General features: G+C 46.6%; 14 protein-coding genes. 2 read left to right on the forward strand and 12 right to left on the reverse strand.

Going from position 1 to position 18,972, the window contains the following annotated elements; genetic code table 11:
* Positions 1 to 59 precede the first annotated feature (59 nt).
* Positions 60 to 2,177, reverse strand: a complete 2,118-nt coding sequence (locus tag ACZQK9_RS04980) for a glutamine synthetase III family protein (protein WP_178018094.1) — start codon at positions 2,175 to 2,177, stop codon at positions 60 to 62.
* 175 nt (positions 2,178 to 2,352) lie between these two features.
* On the opposite strand from ACZQK9_RS04980, the gene ACZQK9_RS04985 reads away from it, so the two are divergent.
* Together ACZQK9_RS04985 and ACZQK9_RS04990 are read left to right on the forward strand one after the other, a co-directional pair.
* Positions 2,353 to 3,708, forward strand: coding sequence for a sodium-dependent transporter (locus tag ACZQK9_RS04985; RefSeq protein ID WP_483269832.1), 1,356 nt, complete (start codon positions 2,353 to 2,355; stop codon positions 3,706 to 3,708).
* 101 nt (positions 3,709 to 3,809) lie between these two features.
* Positions 3,810 to 5,423 (forward strand): SulP family inorganic anion transporter, encoded by a 1,614-nt coding sequence (locus ACZQK9_RS04990; RefSeq protein WP_483269833.1) that lies wholly within the window; start codon positions 3,810 to 3,812, stop codon positions 5,421 to 5,423.
* 85 nt (positions 5,424 to 5,508) lie between these two features.
* Here ACZQK9_RS04990 and ACZQK9_RS04995 read toward each other — a convergent pair whose 3' ends face one another.
* The 11 genes from ACZQK9_RS04995 to ACZQK9_RS05045 all read right to left on the reverse strand — a co-directional run bounded on the left by ACZQK9_RS04995 (position 5,509) and on the right by ACZQK9_RS05045 (position 18,956).
* A complete protein-coding gene (locus tag ACZQK9_RS04995) occupies positions 5,509 to 6,069 on the reverse strand; it encodes an alpha/beta hydrolase (protein WP_483269834.1) in 561 nt (186 codons plus the stop codon).
* 67 nt (positions 6,070 to 6,136) lie between these two features.
* Positions 6,137 to 7,141 carry a hypothetical protein gene (locus tag ACZQK9_RS05000; RefSeq protein ID WP_483269835.1) on the reverse strand — a complete coding sequence of 335 codons (1,005 nt, stop codon included), beginning with the start codon at positions 7,139 to 7,141 and terminating at the stop codon, positions 6,137 to 6,139.
* Positions 7,142 to 7,222: 81 nt separating this feature from the next.
* Complete coding sequence (locus ACZQK9_RS05005) at positions 7,223 to 8,992, reverse strand: RNA polymerase sigma factor (protein ID WP_483269836.1); 1,770 nt, start codon at positions 8,990 to 8,992, stop codon at positions 7,223 to 7,225.
* A gap of 37 nt (positions 8,993 to 9,029) precedes the next feature.
* Positions 9,030 to 10,850, reverse strand: coding sequence for an RNA polymerase sigma factor (locus ACZQK9_RS05010; protein WP_483269837.1), 1,821 nt, complete (start codon positions 10,848 to 10,850; stop codon positions 9,030 to 9,032).
* Positions 10,822 to 11,400, reverse strand: coding sequence for an FHA domain-containing protein (locus ACZQK9_RS05015; RefSeq protein WP_483269838.1), 579 nt, complete (start codon positions 11,398 to 11,400; stop codon positions 10,822 to 10,824). Before ACZQK9_RS05015 ends, ACZQK9_RS05010 begins: the two co-directional genes overlap by 29 nt.
* Before the next feature lies 1 nt (position 11,401).
* Entirely contained in the window at positions 11,402 to 12,457 is a 1,056-nt protein-coding gene (locus ACZQK9_RS05020) for a hypothetical protein (RefSeq protein ID WP_483269839.1), read from the reverse strand.
* A 36-nt stretch (positions 12,458 to 12,493) separates the two neighbouring features.
* Positions 12,494 to 12,823 (reverse strand): hypothetical protein, encoded by a 330-nt coding sequence (locus ACZQK9_RS05025; protein WP_021985904.1) that lies wholly within the window; start codon positions 12,821 to 12,823, stop codon positions 12,494 to 12,496.
* 170 nt (positions 12,824 to 12,993) lie between these two features.
* On the reverse strand, positions 12,994 to 13,569 hold the full coding sequence (locus tag ACZQK9_RS05030) for an indolepyruvate oxidoreductase subunit beta (RefSeq protein WP_117780013.1): 576 nt from the start codon (positions 13,567 to 13,569) through the stop codon (positions 12,994 to 12,996).
* 1 nt (position 13,570) lies between these two features.
* On the reverse strand, positions 13,571 to 15,313 hold the full coding sequence (gene iorA / locus ACZQK9_RS05035) for an indolepyruvate ferredoxin oxidoreductase subunit alpha (protein WP_483269840.1): 1,743 nt from the start codon (positions 15,311 to 15,313) through the stop codon (positions 13,571 to 13,573).
* Between the two features lie 348 nt (positions 15,314 to 15,661).
* Positions 15,662 to 17,296 carry a class I adenylate-forming enzyme family protein gene (locus ACZQK9_RS05040; protein ID WP_483269841.1) on the reverse strand — a complete coding sequence of 545 codons (1,635 nt, stop codon included), beginning with the start codon at positions 17,294 to 17,296 and terminating at the stop codon, positions 15,662 to 15,664.
* Positions 17,297 to 17,312: 16 nt separating this feature from the next.
* Positions 17,313 to 18,956 carry a hybrid sensor histidine kinase/response regulator gene (locus tag ACZQK9_RS05045; RefSeq protein WP_483269842.1) on the reverse strand — a complete coding sequence of 548 codons (1,644 nt, stop codon included), beginning with the start codon at positions 18,954 to 18,956 and terminating at the stop codon, positions 17,313 to 17,315.
* Between the last annotated feature and the right edge of the window lie 16 nt (positions 18,957 to 18,972).

The raw sequence follows: 18,972 nt of genomic DNA on the forward strand, positions 1-18,972 counted from the left end.
TCTACTCGTCAAACTGCGATGCATACAGAGATGATTACTGTTAGATGCCTGTATTGGTATTACAGTATAAACATCAAATCCCCATAAGAAGGCATCGGCCACATCTCTTTGTCTACGATCATCTCCAGCTTGTCAACCGGTGTACGGAGTGCTGTCATAGCCGGCATGATCACATCCAGACAATATCTGGCGCGTTCCGGTCCCTCTTCCTTCTTCTCAATCTCCTCTGTCACTTCTGCCAGATGATTGAGAGCCTCATAGCTTTCTGCAAGCAGGGCAGACGTCTTCTCCAGAAGGCGCTCCTGTACACTGACATTGTAGTTTCTGCCGGCTGTACGTACCTGATTGACAGACTCTGCAAGCACAGTTGTGTATTTAACAACAGCTGGAATAATCTGCTTCGTTGCCATATCGATCATCGTTCTTGCCTCAATATTGATTGCCTTTGCATAGATCTCATACTGGATCTCTGCTCTTGCGGAAAGCTCTGCCTTTGTAAATACTTTGAAATGCTCAAACATCTCAATAGATGCATCCGTCGTAAGCGCCGGAATTGCATCAACCATCGTCGGAAGGTTCGGAAGCCCTCTGCGCTGTGCCTCTTCCTGCCATTCCTTAGAGTATCCGTTTCCGCTGAAGATAATACGCTTATGCTTCTCTGTATATTCTACAATCAGAGCATTTAATTCCTTGTCGAAGTCTTCTGCCTTCTCCAGTCTGTCACAGGCCTCCTCAAACGCCTCTGCTGCGATTGTGTTCAAAACAACGTTGCAGTTAGACAGGGAATCCTGGGATCCAAGCATACGGAATTCGAACTTATTTCCGGTAAAAGCAAACGGTGATGTACGGTTACGGTCTGTTGCATCCTTGCGGAAATCCGGAAGTGTTGCAACTCCCGTTGCAAATTTTTCACCCTTGATACTGTGAGTTGCCTCGCCATTCTTCAGAATCTGGTCAAGTACATCCTCAAGCTGATCACCAAGGAATACAGAGATTACGGCTGGTGGTGCTTCATTTCCGCCCAGTCTCTGATCGTTTCCGACATCGGCTGCAGACACACGGAGCAGATCTGCATGCTCATCAACCGCCTTCAGGATACATGCAAGTACGAGGAGGAACATCTTATTTTCATGTGGATTCTTACCCGGTTCCAGCAGATTCACGCCATCATCGGAGGTCAACGACCAGTTGTTATGCTTTCCGGAACCATTTACCCCGGCAAACGGTTTCTCATGAAGCAGGCAGCGCATACCATGACGGCTTGCTACCTTCTTCAAGATCCGCATCATGATCTGGTTGTGATCCTGTGCAATATTCACCGGTGCATAGATCGGCGCCAGCTCATGCTGTGCCGGAGCAACCTCATTGTGCTGTGTCTTCGCCGCAACGCCAAGCTTCCAGCACTCCTCATTTACTTCCTTCATATAGGCACTGACACGCTGACGGATCGTACCAAGATAATGGTCATCCATCTCCTGGCCCTTCGGCGGCATTGCACCAAACAACGTACGGCCTGTATAGATCAGATCCTTACGCTTTAACCATTTTTCTTTATCAACCAGGAAATATTCCTGCTCGGCACCAACGGATGGTGTCACACGTTTTGCAGTTGTATTTCCAAACAATCTTAAGATACGGAGTGCCTGCTTGTTGACCGCCTCCATCGAACGAAGCAGCGGTGTCTTCTGATCGAGTGCCTCCCCTGTATACGAACAAAATGCGGTAGGAATACAAAGGATACCGCCTGCGGAATCATGACGTACAAACGCTGGAGATGTACAATCCCATGTCGTATAGCCTCTTGCTTCAAAGGTTGCACGAAGTCCTCCGGATGGGAATGAAGATGCATCCGGCTCTCCCTGAATCAGCTCTTTACCTGAAAATGATAACAGTACCTTTCCGTTTTCCTTCGGTGCCGTGATAAATGCATCATGCTTTTCGGCTGTCACGCCGGTCATCGGCTGGAACCAGTGACTGTAATGTGTTGCGCCCTTCTCGATTGCCCATTCCTTCATCTCATGGGCAACTACGTCTGCAATCTCTAATGACAATTCCTTGCCCTCTTCGATTGTCTCCTTAAGTTCCTTGTAAACCTTCTTCGGAAGTCGTTCTTCCATGACTGCATCGTTAAATACATCGCAGCCAAACAGCTCTGTTACGTTTACATTTTCTTCCATGTTGTCTTCTAAACCTGTCCTTTCACGTTTCCTTAATTAATTTTGAAAGTTCTCCCCTTGTATTATTATTTTTTTTATAGTATATTTTATGAAGTTTGCTTTGTCAAACATTATAATAGGTAATATGCCGTAATCTTTCATTATCTGACGGCATTTTTATTCAGGAGGAAAATATATGCAACGGGAATCTTTTAAATCCCGTCTTGGTTTTCTGCTTGTTTCGGCAGGATGCGCCATCGGTATCGGAAATGTCTGGCGTTTCCCTTATGTCGCAGGCGAAAACGGAGGCGGTCTTTTTGTACTCTTTTACCTGATTTTTCTGGTAATCATGGGACTACCTGTTCTGACAATGGAATTCGCGGTCGGTCGTGCAAGCCGCAAGAGTGCGGTACTCGGTTACAAAGCGCTTGAAAAGCCCGGCAGTAAATGGCATATCCACGGCTGGTTCGCCATGGCCGGATGCTATCTGCTGATGATGTATTACACAACCGTATCCGGCTGGATGCTTTCATATTTTTATAAGTTTGCAACCGGCGCATTTCATTCCGGTATGAACACAGACGCAACTTCTTCGGTGTTCACCGAGCTGCTCGGTGATCCGCTTCAGATGACGCTCTGGATGGTAATTATCGTAATCGCGGGATTTCTCATCTGCAGCCGTGGCTTGCAAAATGGTCTGGAAAGGATCAGTAAATTCATGATGCTGGCACTGCTGGCACTGATTTTAATCTTAGTAATACATAGTCTGACATTATCCGGTGCAAAGGAAGGCTTGAAGTTCTACCTCGTGCCAAATGCAAAAACCGTCTCTGAAGTTGGTCTCAAAAACGTGGTTTCCGCTGCTATGAACCAGGCATTTTTTACCTTAAGTTTAGGTGTTGCGGCGATGGAGATCTTCGGAAGCTATATGAGCAAGGACAATACACTCGCCGGGGAGGGCGTCCGTATCTGTGCACTTGATACATTTGTCGCAATCATGGCAGGACTGATCATCTTCCCGGCATGCTTCAGCTATGGTGTGGAAGTCGGTGCCGGTCCGAGTCTGATCTTCGTCACACTGCCAAACGTATTCGTGAATATGGCAGGCGGCAGGATCTGGGGAACGTTGTTCTTCCTGTTCATGACATTTGCCAGCTTCTCGACGGTCATCGCCGTATTCGAGAACATCATTTCTTTCTGTATGGATATGTTCCATATCAGCCGGAACAAAGCATCGCTTATCAACTGTGTTATCATTCTGATTGCAAGCATGCCTTGTGTCCTTGGCTACAACGTATGGAGCAATGTGCATCTGATTGGCGGTCGTGACGTACTCGACACGGAAGACTTCTTAGTAAGCAACCTGCTGCTGCCGCTTGGATCACTCATCTATCTGTTGTTCTGTGTTACCAAATGGGGATTTGGATTTGATAACTACATTGAAGAGGCAAATACCGGAAAAGGGCTTAAAATCAGCCGGAAATTAAAGCCGTATTTCCAGTTTATACTGCCGGTTTTGATTCTGATCATTCTGATTCAGGGATTGCTGTAGCCGGATCCGGGGGAGATCGTTACACTACTTTTTAATAAAACGAAAAGGATTTTACTGATATGGAAAAGCTCAAATATATAAAGCCGAAACTTTTTAGCACTATGAAAACATATACAAAGGAACAGTTTGTGAAGGATATCGTCGCAGGTATCATCGTGGCGATCATCGCATTGCCTTTGTCGATTGCACTTGCCATTGCCTCCGGTGTCAATCCGGAGCAGGGCTTATACACCGCAATCATCGCAGGATTCTTCATCTCCCTGCTCGGTGGCAGCCGTGTGCAGATCGGCGGTCCTACCGCAGCATTCGTTGTTATCATCTACGGCATCATCGCCCAATATGGAATGACAGGACTTACAATCGCCACCCTTTTATCCGGCATCATCATGATCATCTTGGGGCTGTGTCATTTTGGCAATCTGATCAAATTCATCCCGAAGACGATCACGGTCGGCTTTACATTTGGTATTGCCATCGGCATCTTCGCCGGACAGCTCAAAGACTTCTTCGGTCTGTCCATGGGGGCTGTGCCATCCGAATTTGTTGATAAATGTGCTGCCTATGCGAAAGCATTTCACACGATTGACTGGATGACGTTCGGTATCGGTATGCTCGCGCTGCTGATCCAGATCTTCTGGCCGAAGGTATCTGCGAAGATTCCGGGCAGCTTAATTGCCATTCTTGTAACCACACTGATCGTCCAGCTCGGCAAGCTTCCGGTTGCTACGATCGGCGATCTGTACACGATTAAGGCAGGCTTCCCGAAATTCGCCGCCCCGCAGCTTTCGTTTGCTCTAGTGAAAGAACTGATCTCACCGGCATTTACAATTGCAATTTTAGCTTCGATCGAATCGCTGCTTTCCTGTGTTGTATCCGATGGTATGATCGGTGGACACCACCGCTCGAATGCGGAGTTAGTCGGTCAGGGCGTCGGCAATATCATGTCATCGCTCTTCGGTGGTATCCCGGCAACCGGAGCGATCGCCAGAACCGCAGCCAATGTCAAAAACGGCGGACGTACCCCGATTGCCGGTATCGTCCATGCGATCACCCTGCTGTTGATCCTGCTGTTCCTGATGCCGTATGCATCTATGATTCCGATGACCTGTCTTGCCGCAATCCTGATTATGGTTGCCTACAACATGAGCGGCTTCAAGACATTTGGCCACATGATCAAAACCGCACCGAAAAGCGATATTCTCGTCCTGATCACCACTCTGCTTCTGACGGTATTCTTCGATCTGGTTGTGGCTATCGAGATCGGTATGGTCATGGCAGCATTCCTGTTCATGAAGCGAATGTCCGATGTCGGTGAAGTGAAACCATGGATCTACAAGGAAGATCTGGACAAAAACGAGATCTCCGAGCACACGGACCTGAAGAATGTACCGCATAACACAATGGTATATGAAATTCTCGGTCCGATGTTTTTTGCAGAGACAAATGACTACCTTGCATTTACACACGAAAAACACAAGAATGTTCTGATTCTTCGTATGCGCGATGTCCCGGCGATGGACATCACCGGACTGGAATCACTGGAAGAAGCATACAAAACATGCCAGAAGAAGGGCATCCACTTACTGCTCTCCCACGTGAATGAGCAGCCACGCCATGTAATGGAGAAAGCCGGCTTCGTAGAGAAACTTGGCGAAGAGAACTTCTGTGTGAACATCAACGTTGCGTTAGCAAAAGCGGCAACGTTTGATAATTAAACATTCTGCTTACCATAACAAAAAGCCCCGATTGCGTCTGTGGACATATTTCCAATCACACCGGACTGCAACAGGGGCTTTTGTATTATATAATTGCTTTGGTCTTCTCCATCACATCCTGCAGGATTTTCAGGTTGTGCAACGTATCCTCAGTCTCCAGTGAATGGTTGGCGTTCTCGTAGACGTGCATTTGGACGCCCTGCGCTTCACTCATCCGGATCACCGCAGGCACATCACTCCACGGATCAGCCGTTCCGATAAATGCAGCCGCATGCTTCGGGGCAAAGTTGTAGGTTGCCTCAAGCGGCGTGTATAAGATATGGCGGAGTTCTGCTTCCGTTCCCGTTTCTTCGAGTTTCTGTGCATAGGCAGATGCGATAATCGTACCAACGCTTTTCGATACAAACAGCACTTCTGCATATGCTGCAAAATCAACATCTGCAAGCTGTGCTTCCGCCTGTGCATACAATGCATGGAAAGCTGCCTCCATCTTCTCTTTGTTCCCGCGGATATTTCCCGCCTGATAATCGTATTTCAAAGCGATCAGCTCATATCCTGCCTCGCCAGCCAGCTTCCGGCTGTAATATAGAAGCGGCTTGTCCGCATGATACCCGATTCCCGGAAAAAATATTGCTAATTTCTTCATAGTTCTGTTCCTCATTTTCATTTTGATTGTATTATACGTCTTGGCATTTTTATCTCAAGCATATCTTTTATTGAATTGCATTTACATTTTCTGTTGTAAAGCTTTTATAGTCAAGCTGCATTTCTTCTCCCAGATTTAATCCCTGCATAAATGCATCATACTCTAGTTTATCGACGGTTCGTGTCTCCCCAGTTGCACGATCTGTTATGTAATAGATACAACCATCCCCATCAAGATCCTGTTCATCCGGGAATTCATAACTCGACAATGATTTATCCCAGTTTGATACGTCATAAAGCAGGACAATCTGTCCATTCTCGAATTTACCGTATGTACATGGCCAAATGCTGGATGGTCTCTGATTATGTGATATGTCAAATCTCACATAGCCTGTGGCATAATACGTCGCATAAGGACCCGTATTATATTTTACTTCTACGGTTTTTGTATCCGTATTATACGTATATGCAAGACCCCAGTACCCAGCCACGCATGCAGCTAATCGTTTAAAAGTGAGTTCTACTTTTCCATCTCCGTCAATATCTGCAATTGCAAACAAATCATCTTCAACCCAATTAAATCCAGGTTCCGTAGTATCCCAAGAAACTCCATCCGTTCCCAATAATGTTCCCGTCGAAAGGCCAGACAACAAAAACTCCTTGTACGCCGCTTTCGCCGCTTTGTCATAATCCATTTTTGATACACCAATGTCATTGGATTCGTCCATAGCAGCCACTGTCGTCTCCTGCGTTGTCTCCTCCGTGGTCACCACTGTAGTTTCTTCTGTTTCCGTCGTATTCTCTGTTTTCTCTACAACTGCGGTCACAGTTGGTGCATCCGTCGGTTTTACACTCTCCGGTTCCCGTGTTGTTACCGCATGATGCACTCCAAAGCCTATCGTAGCTGCAATTGCCACTCCTGCAACGCCAATCGCGATTTTCCCACCGATCGTATCAAGAAATCCTGCCCGTGATCCACCTCTAGCACTTCCACCTGTAACTTCCGGTCCTGCCGCCGCACTACCATCCCCTGTTTTAAATTTATTTTTTTGCTCCGTGTTGTTTGAATTCATTGGTTCTCCCCCTTCGTAAAACATATTGCTTATTATATGTACGATATTTTACAGTACACTCACAGGCTTTTATCTTTTTATTTAGAACTTCCCATCCGCATCCGGGATTGGACCACTATCCGTGTTCATATAGGAATTATCATCATATAAGGTCTTCCAGCTTGTCTTATATATATTTAAACCATCACCCAAGTCTTCATTTACCGTCGGTTTTATATATATTTCTGGCGCAGAATCAACAAGATTCTGCACTGCCGAAAAACCTGTTTCAACTGTGTTATCAAACATGCTTAATGCCTTTTCATCATGAATAAAAATTATTTGATATGCACTTCTACCTTCCCCATCTGCACTATATGTAATCTTTGCAATATCAAAGTTACAGGTTCCGCCTGCAATTCTCCATCTGATATTATAAACATATTTACACTCCAAAGCCTGTTCATTTTCAAAGTTTATCTTTTCTGCATTTTCATATATGATTCCATCATTATAAAGAACCGCGCTCTGACCATTGTCTCCATACCCATAATTGCAGGTGAAAATCTTTATAACGTTTCCGTCACGCATCGTAAATACATCCCCAATATCCATTCCTCCAATCACCGCGTTCCACTGACCAATTATTAACTCATCCGTTCCATCCCCATCGAAATCACCAATCACATAAAACGCATCTTTATTTTTACTCTTATCTGTAAAATTCTCGCTGGCTTCATAGGTTGTTCCCTGTTCAATGCACTGTTTTAAGTCCGCTAACACCGCTTCATAGGAAGTATACTTCGTAATAATTTCGTTTTCCGAAGCATCTCCCATTGTCGCCACAGCCGTCTTTTCGGTAGTCGACTGATTTTCTGTCACAACGTGATGCACACCAACGCCAATTGCTGCTACCATTGCAGTCCCAACGATACCGATTGCAATTTTTCCACCAATTGTACCAAAGATTGCTGCCACACCTCCACTCGTACCAGAAGCTCCGACACTTCCAGCCGCTGCACCCGTTGCTTCTCCCGCGGGCACACCAGCTCCAACTGAGGACGCACCATTTGACACAGCTCCGGTTGCAGTTCCTTCTGCATCCATTCCGCTTACTGCTATCCCACTTCCTACTATCTGTCCAAATATGTCAGCCAACCATCCTGCAATGCTAATCGTATCAATCCCAAGTGTATATGCAAGGAAATTCTGATATGCAATCCACATCCATGGCACTTCTGCCAAACGATATCTTCTGATATTGGAATTTCCATTTTCCGAATCATCCACAGGCGCCAGTGCGATTGTCTGCAAAATAGCTGTCCGTGTCTGACTCAGTGTATATCTGATATCCGAATCTTTACATCCTGTCTTCACTGCAATCTCTGGCACACTAACACCAAAATAATAATAGTCCTGAAAAACGACACGATTCATCGGTGACAACGTAGTTACAATTTCCTGCACTCTTGTAACAAAAGAAGTATCCAAAACTGCATCTTCCGTTATAGTTAACGCCTCATCTTCCACCGCATAATCATAAAATTTCCCGTCTACCGCCTGTTCATAAGTATTCTCAACAGAATCATTATGAATCTCTGTCCATCCATTTTCCTTCAGATATCCCAGTGCCTCCTCATTTGCAAGCTCTGCAGCCCATTGGTAAAATCCGTTGGTCTGTTCCAAGCTTGTCACATTCTGGTAGATTTTATCGTATACCTGTGGCACCAACGATGTCGCTACATTTGAATCATGGACAACTGTATGAAGCATCGTGTAGACCGTGTTTACTGTCTCATTATAAAAGCTTTCACACCCTCCAAAATCTCCATTTTTAAATTTGTTAAGTTGCTCTGTAATGATTGGATTCATTTACTCCCTCTGATTGTTCACTTAAATGTTTTTTTACTTAGAATTTCCCATCCGCATCTGGGATTGACGGATCTTCGTTCAGAATTGTTTCGTCCTCAAACATTGGTTTCCACGATAATTTCTTATATGGATGTGCTTCTTCCTTCCCTGCCCATGTTGATTCATCAATTTCCGTATACTGTAGACTTTGATAATCATCGTCTAATTGCTGAAGGAATGTATCATATGTAACCTCTATCGGTCCACTGAAATAATCTGGTTGAGCACCATAACCTAATTCATAATATCTAATTACGCCATCTCTTCCACGCAGTTCTAATAAACATGTACAAGAATAATCATCCTCCAACGACGAATCATAATATACCAAATCATAATTTTGATCATCGGAGGCATGTACCGACATAACATTTCCTTCACTATAATAACAATTTCCATATCTGGCTTCAGGGTGGTACTCCCAATTACAGATATCACGGATTTCTACCATTCTCTTCTCTGGATTCCAACAACCAAACAATAGTTCATCTTCTCCATCCTCGTCAATATCTTCCAGTGCATAAAAACTATTTTCCTTACTGTACGTTGTAATTGTGTAATAATCTGAATACTCACTTTTCCCGGTTGCAGCATAATCTTCCATCCCCGTTCTCGCCTGTTCCAGCATTACTTCTAATTGTGACTTTACCTGCTGCTCATCTTCGTTCTCCGGCATTGTCTCCTCTTCCGTTTGTTCTGTCTCAACTTCAGGTGCCGGACCATCCTCCCACATAAGCGCACCATTGCCATCCTCTTCTTCTATCGCTACAATGTGTCTTTCCGGTTCGGACGATGCGTGATGGATTCCCAGACCGATTCCGACAACCGCTGCCACTCCGGCGACTCCAACTGCCACTTTTCCGCCAACCGTACCAAGAAATTTTGCAATTCCATGTGCAGATGCCTTGGCTGCTGTCCCAGCCGCTCCGCCTGCCTGTCCGGTTACTGCTGCCCGCGCCGCACTTCCTGCCTGTCCTGCCGCACTTCCCGCAATACCACCTGCCTGTCCGATTACCGCAGATGTTCCTGCCACGCCACCAGTCTGCCCGACCATCGCGATTGCACCAGCCGCACTTCCTGTGATTCCGACATGCGCGATACCCGTCACCTTTCCAATATAATTCTGGAACAAAATATACAGCCAAGGTGTATCCTTCAAGCTGAATTTATGCGAATTCTCATGCTTTACCTCATATGCCGGTGCCGGTCCATGCGCTGTGATTGCTGAAAGCATGGCTGTCCGTGTCTGTCCAAGTGTATGCTTTACCGCCCGTGTCGTACATCCCGTTTTTTCTACGATCATTGGCACGCTCTCGCCAAAATAATAATACGACTGGAATACGACCTTTTCCATCGGTGATAACGCCTCGATCACAGCCTGCACATGCTCTGTAAATACGCGATCCTCAGATAAATCCTCCGTAATCGCGAGGGCTTCATCCTCCGCTGCATAATCATAGAACGGCATATCCAAACTGCTATCTGCCGATTCCATAGTCTGTGCATTTACAGAATCCATCTCTGGCTGCATATCAGAGCTTCCTGCCTGTACTGCGTTTCCCTTTAAATACTCCAAAGCTTCCTCATTTGCAAGTTTTGCACTCCACGCATAAAATGTCTCCGTCTGCGGAAGCGTCTGTACATTTGCATAGATTTTCTCATATACCTTCGGCATCAGTTCTGCCGCAGTGTTCTCATCCGGAATAATCGTATGCAGCATCGTATAAACCGTCTGCGATGTTGCATAATAAAAGCTCTCATATCCGCTGAAATCTCCGGATTGAAATTTCTCAATTTGTTCTGTAATAATTGGTTCCATCTGTACTCCCTTTACTTCCCATCACCTTGAGCGGTCCGATCACATAGGTAAGCGCACCCATATAGATCACCATCCCGTGTTCACATTCTACCACACTTCCCGGCTCCGGGGTCGCTAATTTCATCCGGGTATCTCCATCCACGATCAGGAATTTGCTGCAGCCTCGCGAATCCATCGCCCGCCACGGCGCATCATAGTACCGCGTCCGAAAGAACGCCCATACTGTTGCCGGACTTACGACCGCATCCTCGCCGCCACCGAAGACGAACACATCCCCCGGCGAAACCATCACCGGCTTGACGCGCCCATGCAGCCCGGAAGAGAGCTTCTTCTGATTGCGGATCGTACCGTTCTTCGGATTTTCGTCCATGTAAAACCAGATACCGTCCATATTCTGGAACCGTCCATGTCTGCGGCTGATCGTCGTTGCATGCATCGGGATATCCGGCGTATGCTCCTTCGACATCCGTCCAACCTCCCAGGCGACCTGATTGTCCAGCAAATAGATATTCAATTGTCCATTTTCAATTACGATTAAATTATTTTCCATCCTACCATATATCCGTATCGAGATCCGGAAGCTCCGCGAGAAATGCGTCAATCTCCGGCAGGTCAAGCTCCAGCAGCACCTTGCGCGCATAGCGGCATAACTCATCCGGATCGAATTCCTCCGATTCCGTATCAAGCATATTGTTCAGTTCCGCATCATCCAGAATAAACAGGATCACACTCTCAAACAGGTTCTTCGCACACAAAGGTTCCATATGTGCCAGCGTAAGCATCTCGTCGATCTGCTCATGATCCATGCTCAGATGCAGTCCCAGCGAGATAATCTTGTTCCGCGTCGGATACCATTTGTTCTGCCGTATCGCAGACACGCACTGCCGCAGCGACGACGACCAGCCCTGTCCCTCTGCCAGATTCGCCACGCTCGACGAATACCGCTGGTAATTGATCGTCACATACATTTTCACATAGGCATAAAACTTCTGATATGCTGAGGAGAATGTTGCAATATTGTCATAGATAAACTGCGTTAAGGCATCTGCATTCTCCACCTGTGATAACTGCTCGGCAAACTGTGCCGTATTGATATCCGGGATTTCCATATCTGTATCCGCCGTCATGTTCTCCTTAATCTGCGACAATATGTAATCATAGGCGGTCAGTTCATACGCTTCCCCGCGCTTTTCAGATGCACTGTTTCCGAAACCATCCATTTCAACCCTGTGGTTTAACACATAGATACACACGCAGTCTTCCAAGCTCTTCGAATAAAGCTCCGGGTACTGCCCGTATCGACGCAGAAGCTGGTTCATCTTCTCCAGATCATACTCCGCCGCCATGCCGATTCGAAGAAATGTCTCGCGGTTCTTCGGGATCGCTCCCTTACACCATTTGTCGACTGACACCCGGCTCACGCGGCACCGCTTCGCAAATGCAGACTTCGTAAGTCCGCTCTCCGCAAGGATTTCCAGCATCTTCTGCATCCACAGCTCCTGCTGTGACTGCAGCAGTGGAAAAATACGCGCTTTCAGCTCATCCAGATCCTCACATCTTCCGATCTCTTCTCTTATAAATCTTGTCTCATAATCATTTTCTTCCATACATCATCCTGTGAGATGCCTGTCACAGGCATCCGTTTACTCCATCGACTGTTCCTTGTACGCCTTACGAATCGGAATAATTGGCAACGCCATAAATACGAAAATCGAAATAAAAAATGCAACCAGACCGGTCACGATATCATACGGAAACGGCAGAATGATCCAGCCCCATTTTGCAATCTTTCCCGCCATCTTCACTGCGGTTTTGATTCCGCCGAAAAAGTATGAGATCAATCCGATCATCACACCATATCCACACATCGTTATGCTCCATCTGCTCTGTGTGGCGAGGTTGATTACGAACCCCAATACTGTCATACAAGTTGCTCCAAGTGCAATATACTGCGCAATTTCCAATCTTTTCATTTTTACCTCTCCTTTGTTCGTTTGTTTTTCAGCTCTTGCTGATGTCCTTATATTACACGAACAAAGGAAAGGCGCTTTCAGGCAAAGTTTACACTTATCTGTAACAGCCACGCAAATACATCACATATGTAAAAAGGGCACACCAATTATGCCCTTTTTACGCTTATTATCTATGCATTTCTTCCAAGCTCAAATGCTTTATGGTTTAAAGCACGGAACTTCTCCGCAACGATTGCGTCGATTGCTTCCTCCCATGCATGCTCCGGAATCTCCGGGAAATACTTCGAAAGTCTTCCCATGAGCGCGATATTTACCGCCTTGGCAGAACCCGCCTCCTCTGCGATCGCGAGGAAATCCTTCGCATCGACATTCGCACCGGCTGCCTCCATCTTGGAGACAAGCTCCTGCGGATATTCCGCAGCGCCTGTGATGACAGGCATCGGCTCTACCTCCTGTGTATTCACGATGATCTGTCCACCCTTCTTCAGGTAGGATATCCATCTAGCCGCTTCGAGCTTCTCAAATGCGACAATCGCATCTGCCTCGCCCTTATCAATGACCGGTGAATACACCTTCTCACCATATCTTACATATGTGACAACGCTTCCGCCACGCTGGCTCATACCATGCACCTCGGAAACCTTCACATCAAAATTCTGTGAGAGCAGCACATGTCCTAAGATCTTGCTGGCAAGCAACGTACCCTGTCCGCCGACACCGACGATCATAATATTCTTTGTTTCCATCTTACCTGCCCTCCTTTGCTGCCGGACACAATGCGCCGAATTTACACATCTGTGTACATACTTCACAACCGATACACAACGTCGTATCAATCACTGCCTTCTTATCCCGCACGGAAATCGCAGGACATCCGATCTTCATACACATCTTACAGCCAACACATTTATCGGTATCCACCTTGATTGGCGGCTTATGTACCGTACCCTTGATCATAACACACGGGCGGCGGCTGATGATGATACTTGGCTCCTCTGCAGCAAGCTCTTCCTTCACGACACGCTCCACCTCTGCGAGATCATATGGATCAACAACCGTGACACGGTTAAATCCAAGTGCTGCACAGAGTGCTTCGAGATTCACCTTACCGGCCGGTTCGCCACGCAGGTTCTTACCGGTTGTCGGATTCTGCTGATGTCCGGTCATACCTGTAATCGAATTATCCAGGATGATCACGGTCGAATTGCTCATATTGTAAGCGATATCTGTAATACCAGTAATACCGGAATGGATGAAGGTCGAATCACCGATTACACCGACACTCATCTTCTCGCCCTGTTCGCCCATCGCTTTATTAAAGCCATGCAGACCGGAGCAAGACGCACCCATGCAGACATTTAAATCCATCGCATTCAACGGTGCCACGGCGCCCAATGTATAACATCCGATATCACCATAGACCATACACTTTAATTTCGAAAGGATGTAGAAGATTCCACGGTGTGGACAACCCGCACACATCACAGGCGGACGTCCCGGAATCTCATCGGCAATCGCCAGTTCATCTGGTGCGTCTCCGCCAAGTGCCGTACGTACCAGATTCTGTGAGAACTCGCCACAGATTGGGAATGTCTCTTTGCCGACAACCTCTAAGCCAAGCTTTCTGCAGTGATTCTCGATAAATGGATCTAACTCCTCTAAGACAACAACCCTATCCACATGCTCTGCGAAGTCTAAGATCAGCTTCTCCGGAAGCGGCCAGATCATACCGAGCTTCAGGTAGCTTGCATTATCCCCATATACTTCCTTCGCGTACTGATAGGATGTGGAGCTTGTGATAAATCCGATCGATGTATCGCCCATCTCCACGCGGTTTAAGTCACAATCCTCCGCAAATGCGATCAGATCCTTCGTCCGCTGCTCCACGCGCACATGTGCGTCGCGGGAATTCTTCGTCATCATAACCTTTGTCGGATCCTTCTTATAAGGGACCTGCTCCGGAACGACCCGCTCCTCCGTATTTACAACACTCTGGGAATGTGCCACACGTGTACACATCTTGATAAATACCGGTGTGTTAAACTGCTCCGACAACTCATACGCACGCTTCGCAAATACGCGTGCCTCCTCCGAATCTGACGGTTCTAACATCGGCACCTTCGCTGCTTCTGCATAATGTCTCGAATCCTGCTCATTCTGGGAAGAATGCATACCCGGATCATCTGCCACGCAGACAACCAGACCGGCATTTAATCCCTGATAAGAGATCGTGAACAGCGGATCTGCTGCCACATTCAATCCAACATGCTTCATCGCCGTTGCGCTTCTGACTCCACCCAGACTCGCGCCATGTGCCACTTCCATAGCCACCTTCTCATTCGGTGCCCACTCACAATAGATTTCATCATACAGGGCTGCTTCCTCGGTAATCTCTGTACTCGGTGTACCCGGATAACTGGAAATCACTTTGCATCCGGCTTCGTACAGGCCGCGCGCAAGCGCCTTGTTTCCCAACATCAATTCTTTCATTTATAATTTACTCCTTATCTCTTAAACGGACGATTCTTCATACGATAATGTGACAGTCTATCCCCTGCTCTGCCATAGCAAATCCGATTCAACACAGACCCGCTCCCGCTCACTTCCACACGCAGCGGACACTAAACTCATCACAGTTCCTGCGTCACTGTGTGATTCGTTAAGTGCCGGCGTGTTCCAATGGTCTGTTTATGAATTCGGATTTGCCATGACAGAGCTTGAACATATCGCTTCTTGATTCCATTATCGCATGAAAAATCTGTCTGGTATATTTTAACTACTAGTATTTAACTCACTCCATATAATATTTTGTGGAGCAAATTCGACATTCAAGCTGCCTTATGCCTCATTTTCCTTCTCGACCAGCTTGTCTGCGCCGTACATCTCGCGCAGCTTCGGCTTCTCGATCTTGCCGGTTGCATTTCGCGGGATCTCGTGGAAGATGATCGTCTTCGGGCGTTTGTATCGTGGAAGTTCTAAGCAGAAGTTCTCGATCTCTTCCTCGGTACAGGTCATACCGTCCTTAATCTCGATGATGGCGGCTGTCTTCTCGCCCAGCCGGCGGTCCGGAAGTCCGATGACTGCCACATCCTTGATCTTATCATGCTTACGCAGGAAATCTTCGATCTGTACCGGGTAGATGTTCTCGCCTCCACTGACGATGACATCCTTCTTCCGGTCAACAAGGAAATAGAATCCATCCTCATCCTGTCTTGCCATATCTCCGGTGAATAACCAGCCGTCCCTGATTGTCTCTGCGGTAGCTTCCTCATTTCTATAATAACAAGTCATCACGCCCGGTCCCTTGACACAGAGTTCTCCGACTTCGCCCTGTTGGACGGTCACGCCGTTCTCGTCCACAATCTTACATTCCCAACGATAGCCCGGCACGCCGATTGCTCCGACCTTATGGATATTCTCCACACCCAGATGCACACAGCCAGGACCTGTCGACTCGGAAAGACCATAATTCGTATCATACTGGTGATGTGGGAAATATTCTTTCCAGCGCTTGATCAGGGATGGCGGTACCGGCTGTGCACCGATATGCATAAGCCGCCACTGCGAAAGCTCATAATCCTCTAACTTCAGGTCACCGCGGTCTAACGCGTCCAGAATATCCTGTGCCCACGGAACGAGCAGCCAGACAATCGTACAATGCTCACTCGACACGGCGGAGAGGATTGTCTCCGGCTTTGTGCCCTTTAAGAGCACAGCCTTGCTGCCTGCCACCAGACTTCCCATCCAGTGGAACTTCGCACCAGTATGGTAAAGCGGCGGGATACACAAAAACGTATCATCCCTGCTCGTGCCGTGATGCTTCTGCTCCATCTCGGCTGCCTGTGTTAAGCTCTGGTGTTTATGTAAAATTGCCTTCGGGAATCCGGTCGTTCCGGATGAAAAATAAATTGCTCCGAAATCATCATCTGTGATCTCCACATTTGGAGCATGGCTCGAACAGTCTGCCACAAGCTGATGATAGCTCTCCGCAAACTCCGGGCAGTTATCCCCGACATAGATCAACAATCTTCCCTTGGAAAGCCGCTCTGCATATGTCTCGATTCGACCGATGAACGCCGGACCAAACACGATCATATCAACCTCTGCAAGCTCTGCACAATATAAAATCTCTTCTGCATCATACCGGAAATTAAACGGCACGGCGATGGCTCCTGTCTTCAGTACACCAAAATAGATCGGCAGCCATTCCAGACAATTGTACATCAGGATTGCGACCTTATCGCCCTTCTTGATACCTCTTCCGATCAGCATGTTTGCAAACCGGTTTGCCTTCTCATCGAAGACACTCCATGTAATCTCTCTTCGATACGGCTCAAATCTCGATGGCTGTATCAGCTCAAACTCCTTCCACGAAGTTCTTCTCGTATCCGGTTCATCCGGATTCAGCTCCACCAGTGCAACCTCATCCGGGTACAATCTGGCATTTCTCTCTAGGTACTCTGTAACTGGCATTTTCTTTTGCGACTCCTTATTTTTCTATATATTTCCGCACGGCCTCAACCAGTTTTTTTGTGCTGACTGGTTTTTGAAGCCTTGCTTTCATTCCATATTCCTCTTCACCAAGCTCATCATCCGCATACAATCGTGAGGTAAGTGCGATTACAGGAATCTTCTTTCCATCCTCGCGAAGCCGGCGTATTCCCATCGTCGTAGCATACCCATCCATATACGGCAGTCCCATATCCATTAAAATCAGATCAAAATAATCCACCGGGGATTGTTCAAACATGCAAAGTGCATCTTCACCATTGATTGCACGTTCTACAACAAGGCCTCGTTCTGTCAATATCTGTTCTTCTATCAACGCTGTAATATCATTGTCATCCACGATTAAAACTCTTTGTCCGGAAAACATTGTTTTATCGGAAGACACCTGTTTCCAGTCAGACCAGTCAAAATACTGATCTCTTTTTTGATCATCCTTATTTTCTATGCCATATTTCAGCTGCATCCCGACAGTTACCTTAGTTCCAAAACCACTCTTGGTTTCAACCTCTATCTCTCCATCCAGCAGACGTACCAGGTTCTGTACAATCATCAGACCAAGTCCGGATCCCTCCACCCACTCAATCCGGTCCGAATGTTCTCTCGCAAACGGTTCAAACATAATCTTCCTGAATTCATCAGACATGCCTACACCATTATCCTGCACATAAAACTCAAAATATCCAGACGTTTTGCCCAGCGGTTTCTCCTTGATTCCACAAAATATTTCTCCACCATACGGAGTATAATCAATCGCATTCTGCAGTAAATTAAGCAGGATCTGCTGCATTTTCTGTACATCTCCAATTACAATCGGATGATATAACTGTGCCATATCCAAATGCAGTGTATGACGCCGCAATTTCATGGACGGCTTCACAATATCCAATGTATTTCGCCATAAGCTTTCCAATGAGGTCTGATGCATCTGTAAATTCAGGGTTCCTTCCTGAATAGCATCGGTATTGGTCATCTGACGCACCATGCGGAAGATTGCTTTCGCAGATAATGATATCTCTTCAATACACTCTGTAACACGCTCTGGCTTTGTGACAAAGGTTCGTGCGACAGATGCATTTCCGACAATCATATTGATCGGCATCTGTAACTCCTCGTTCAATCGTCTAAGGTACATATTTTTAATTGCATATGCCTGTTCACTTTGCAGATACGCTTCCCGAATTGCCTGCCGCTGTCTTAACTCTGCAGACTTCTTACTATCTATATTCATGTGGAACCAGTTCACAATTTTAGGTTCATTCGCCTTCCACTCTGCCACCTTGAATACATCTCTGCGCCATACATTTTTTCCTGCGCAGACTTTATATTCACACTCAGCCGTATCACTCTGTTTCAAAATCCTGCTTAGATTCCGTCTGTCACAGAACGTATAACGATACTCCTGATACCCGGGTTCTATCAATTCCTGTATCTCAAGATTCTGCTCACTGTAACTGCAATTCCGAGGTACCGGAATCCCATGTCTGTATAGATTATCGTGCAAAATTTCAAACGAATCGTTTTCCAGATCAATTTCTTCAATCAACAGCCATTCGTCGCACATTGATGCAATCGCATGGTTTAATTTTTCCCTTGTTGTTCCTGTAGAATCCCCATATTTATCCATATCTAAAATCCCCCAT

The organism is Wujia sp. (assembly GCF_056872695.1).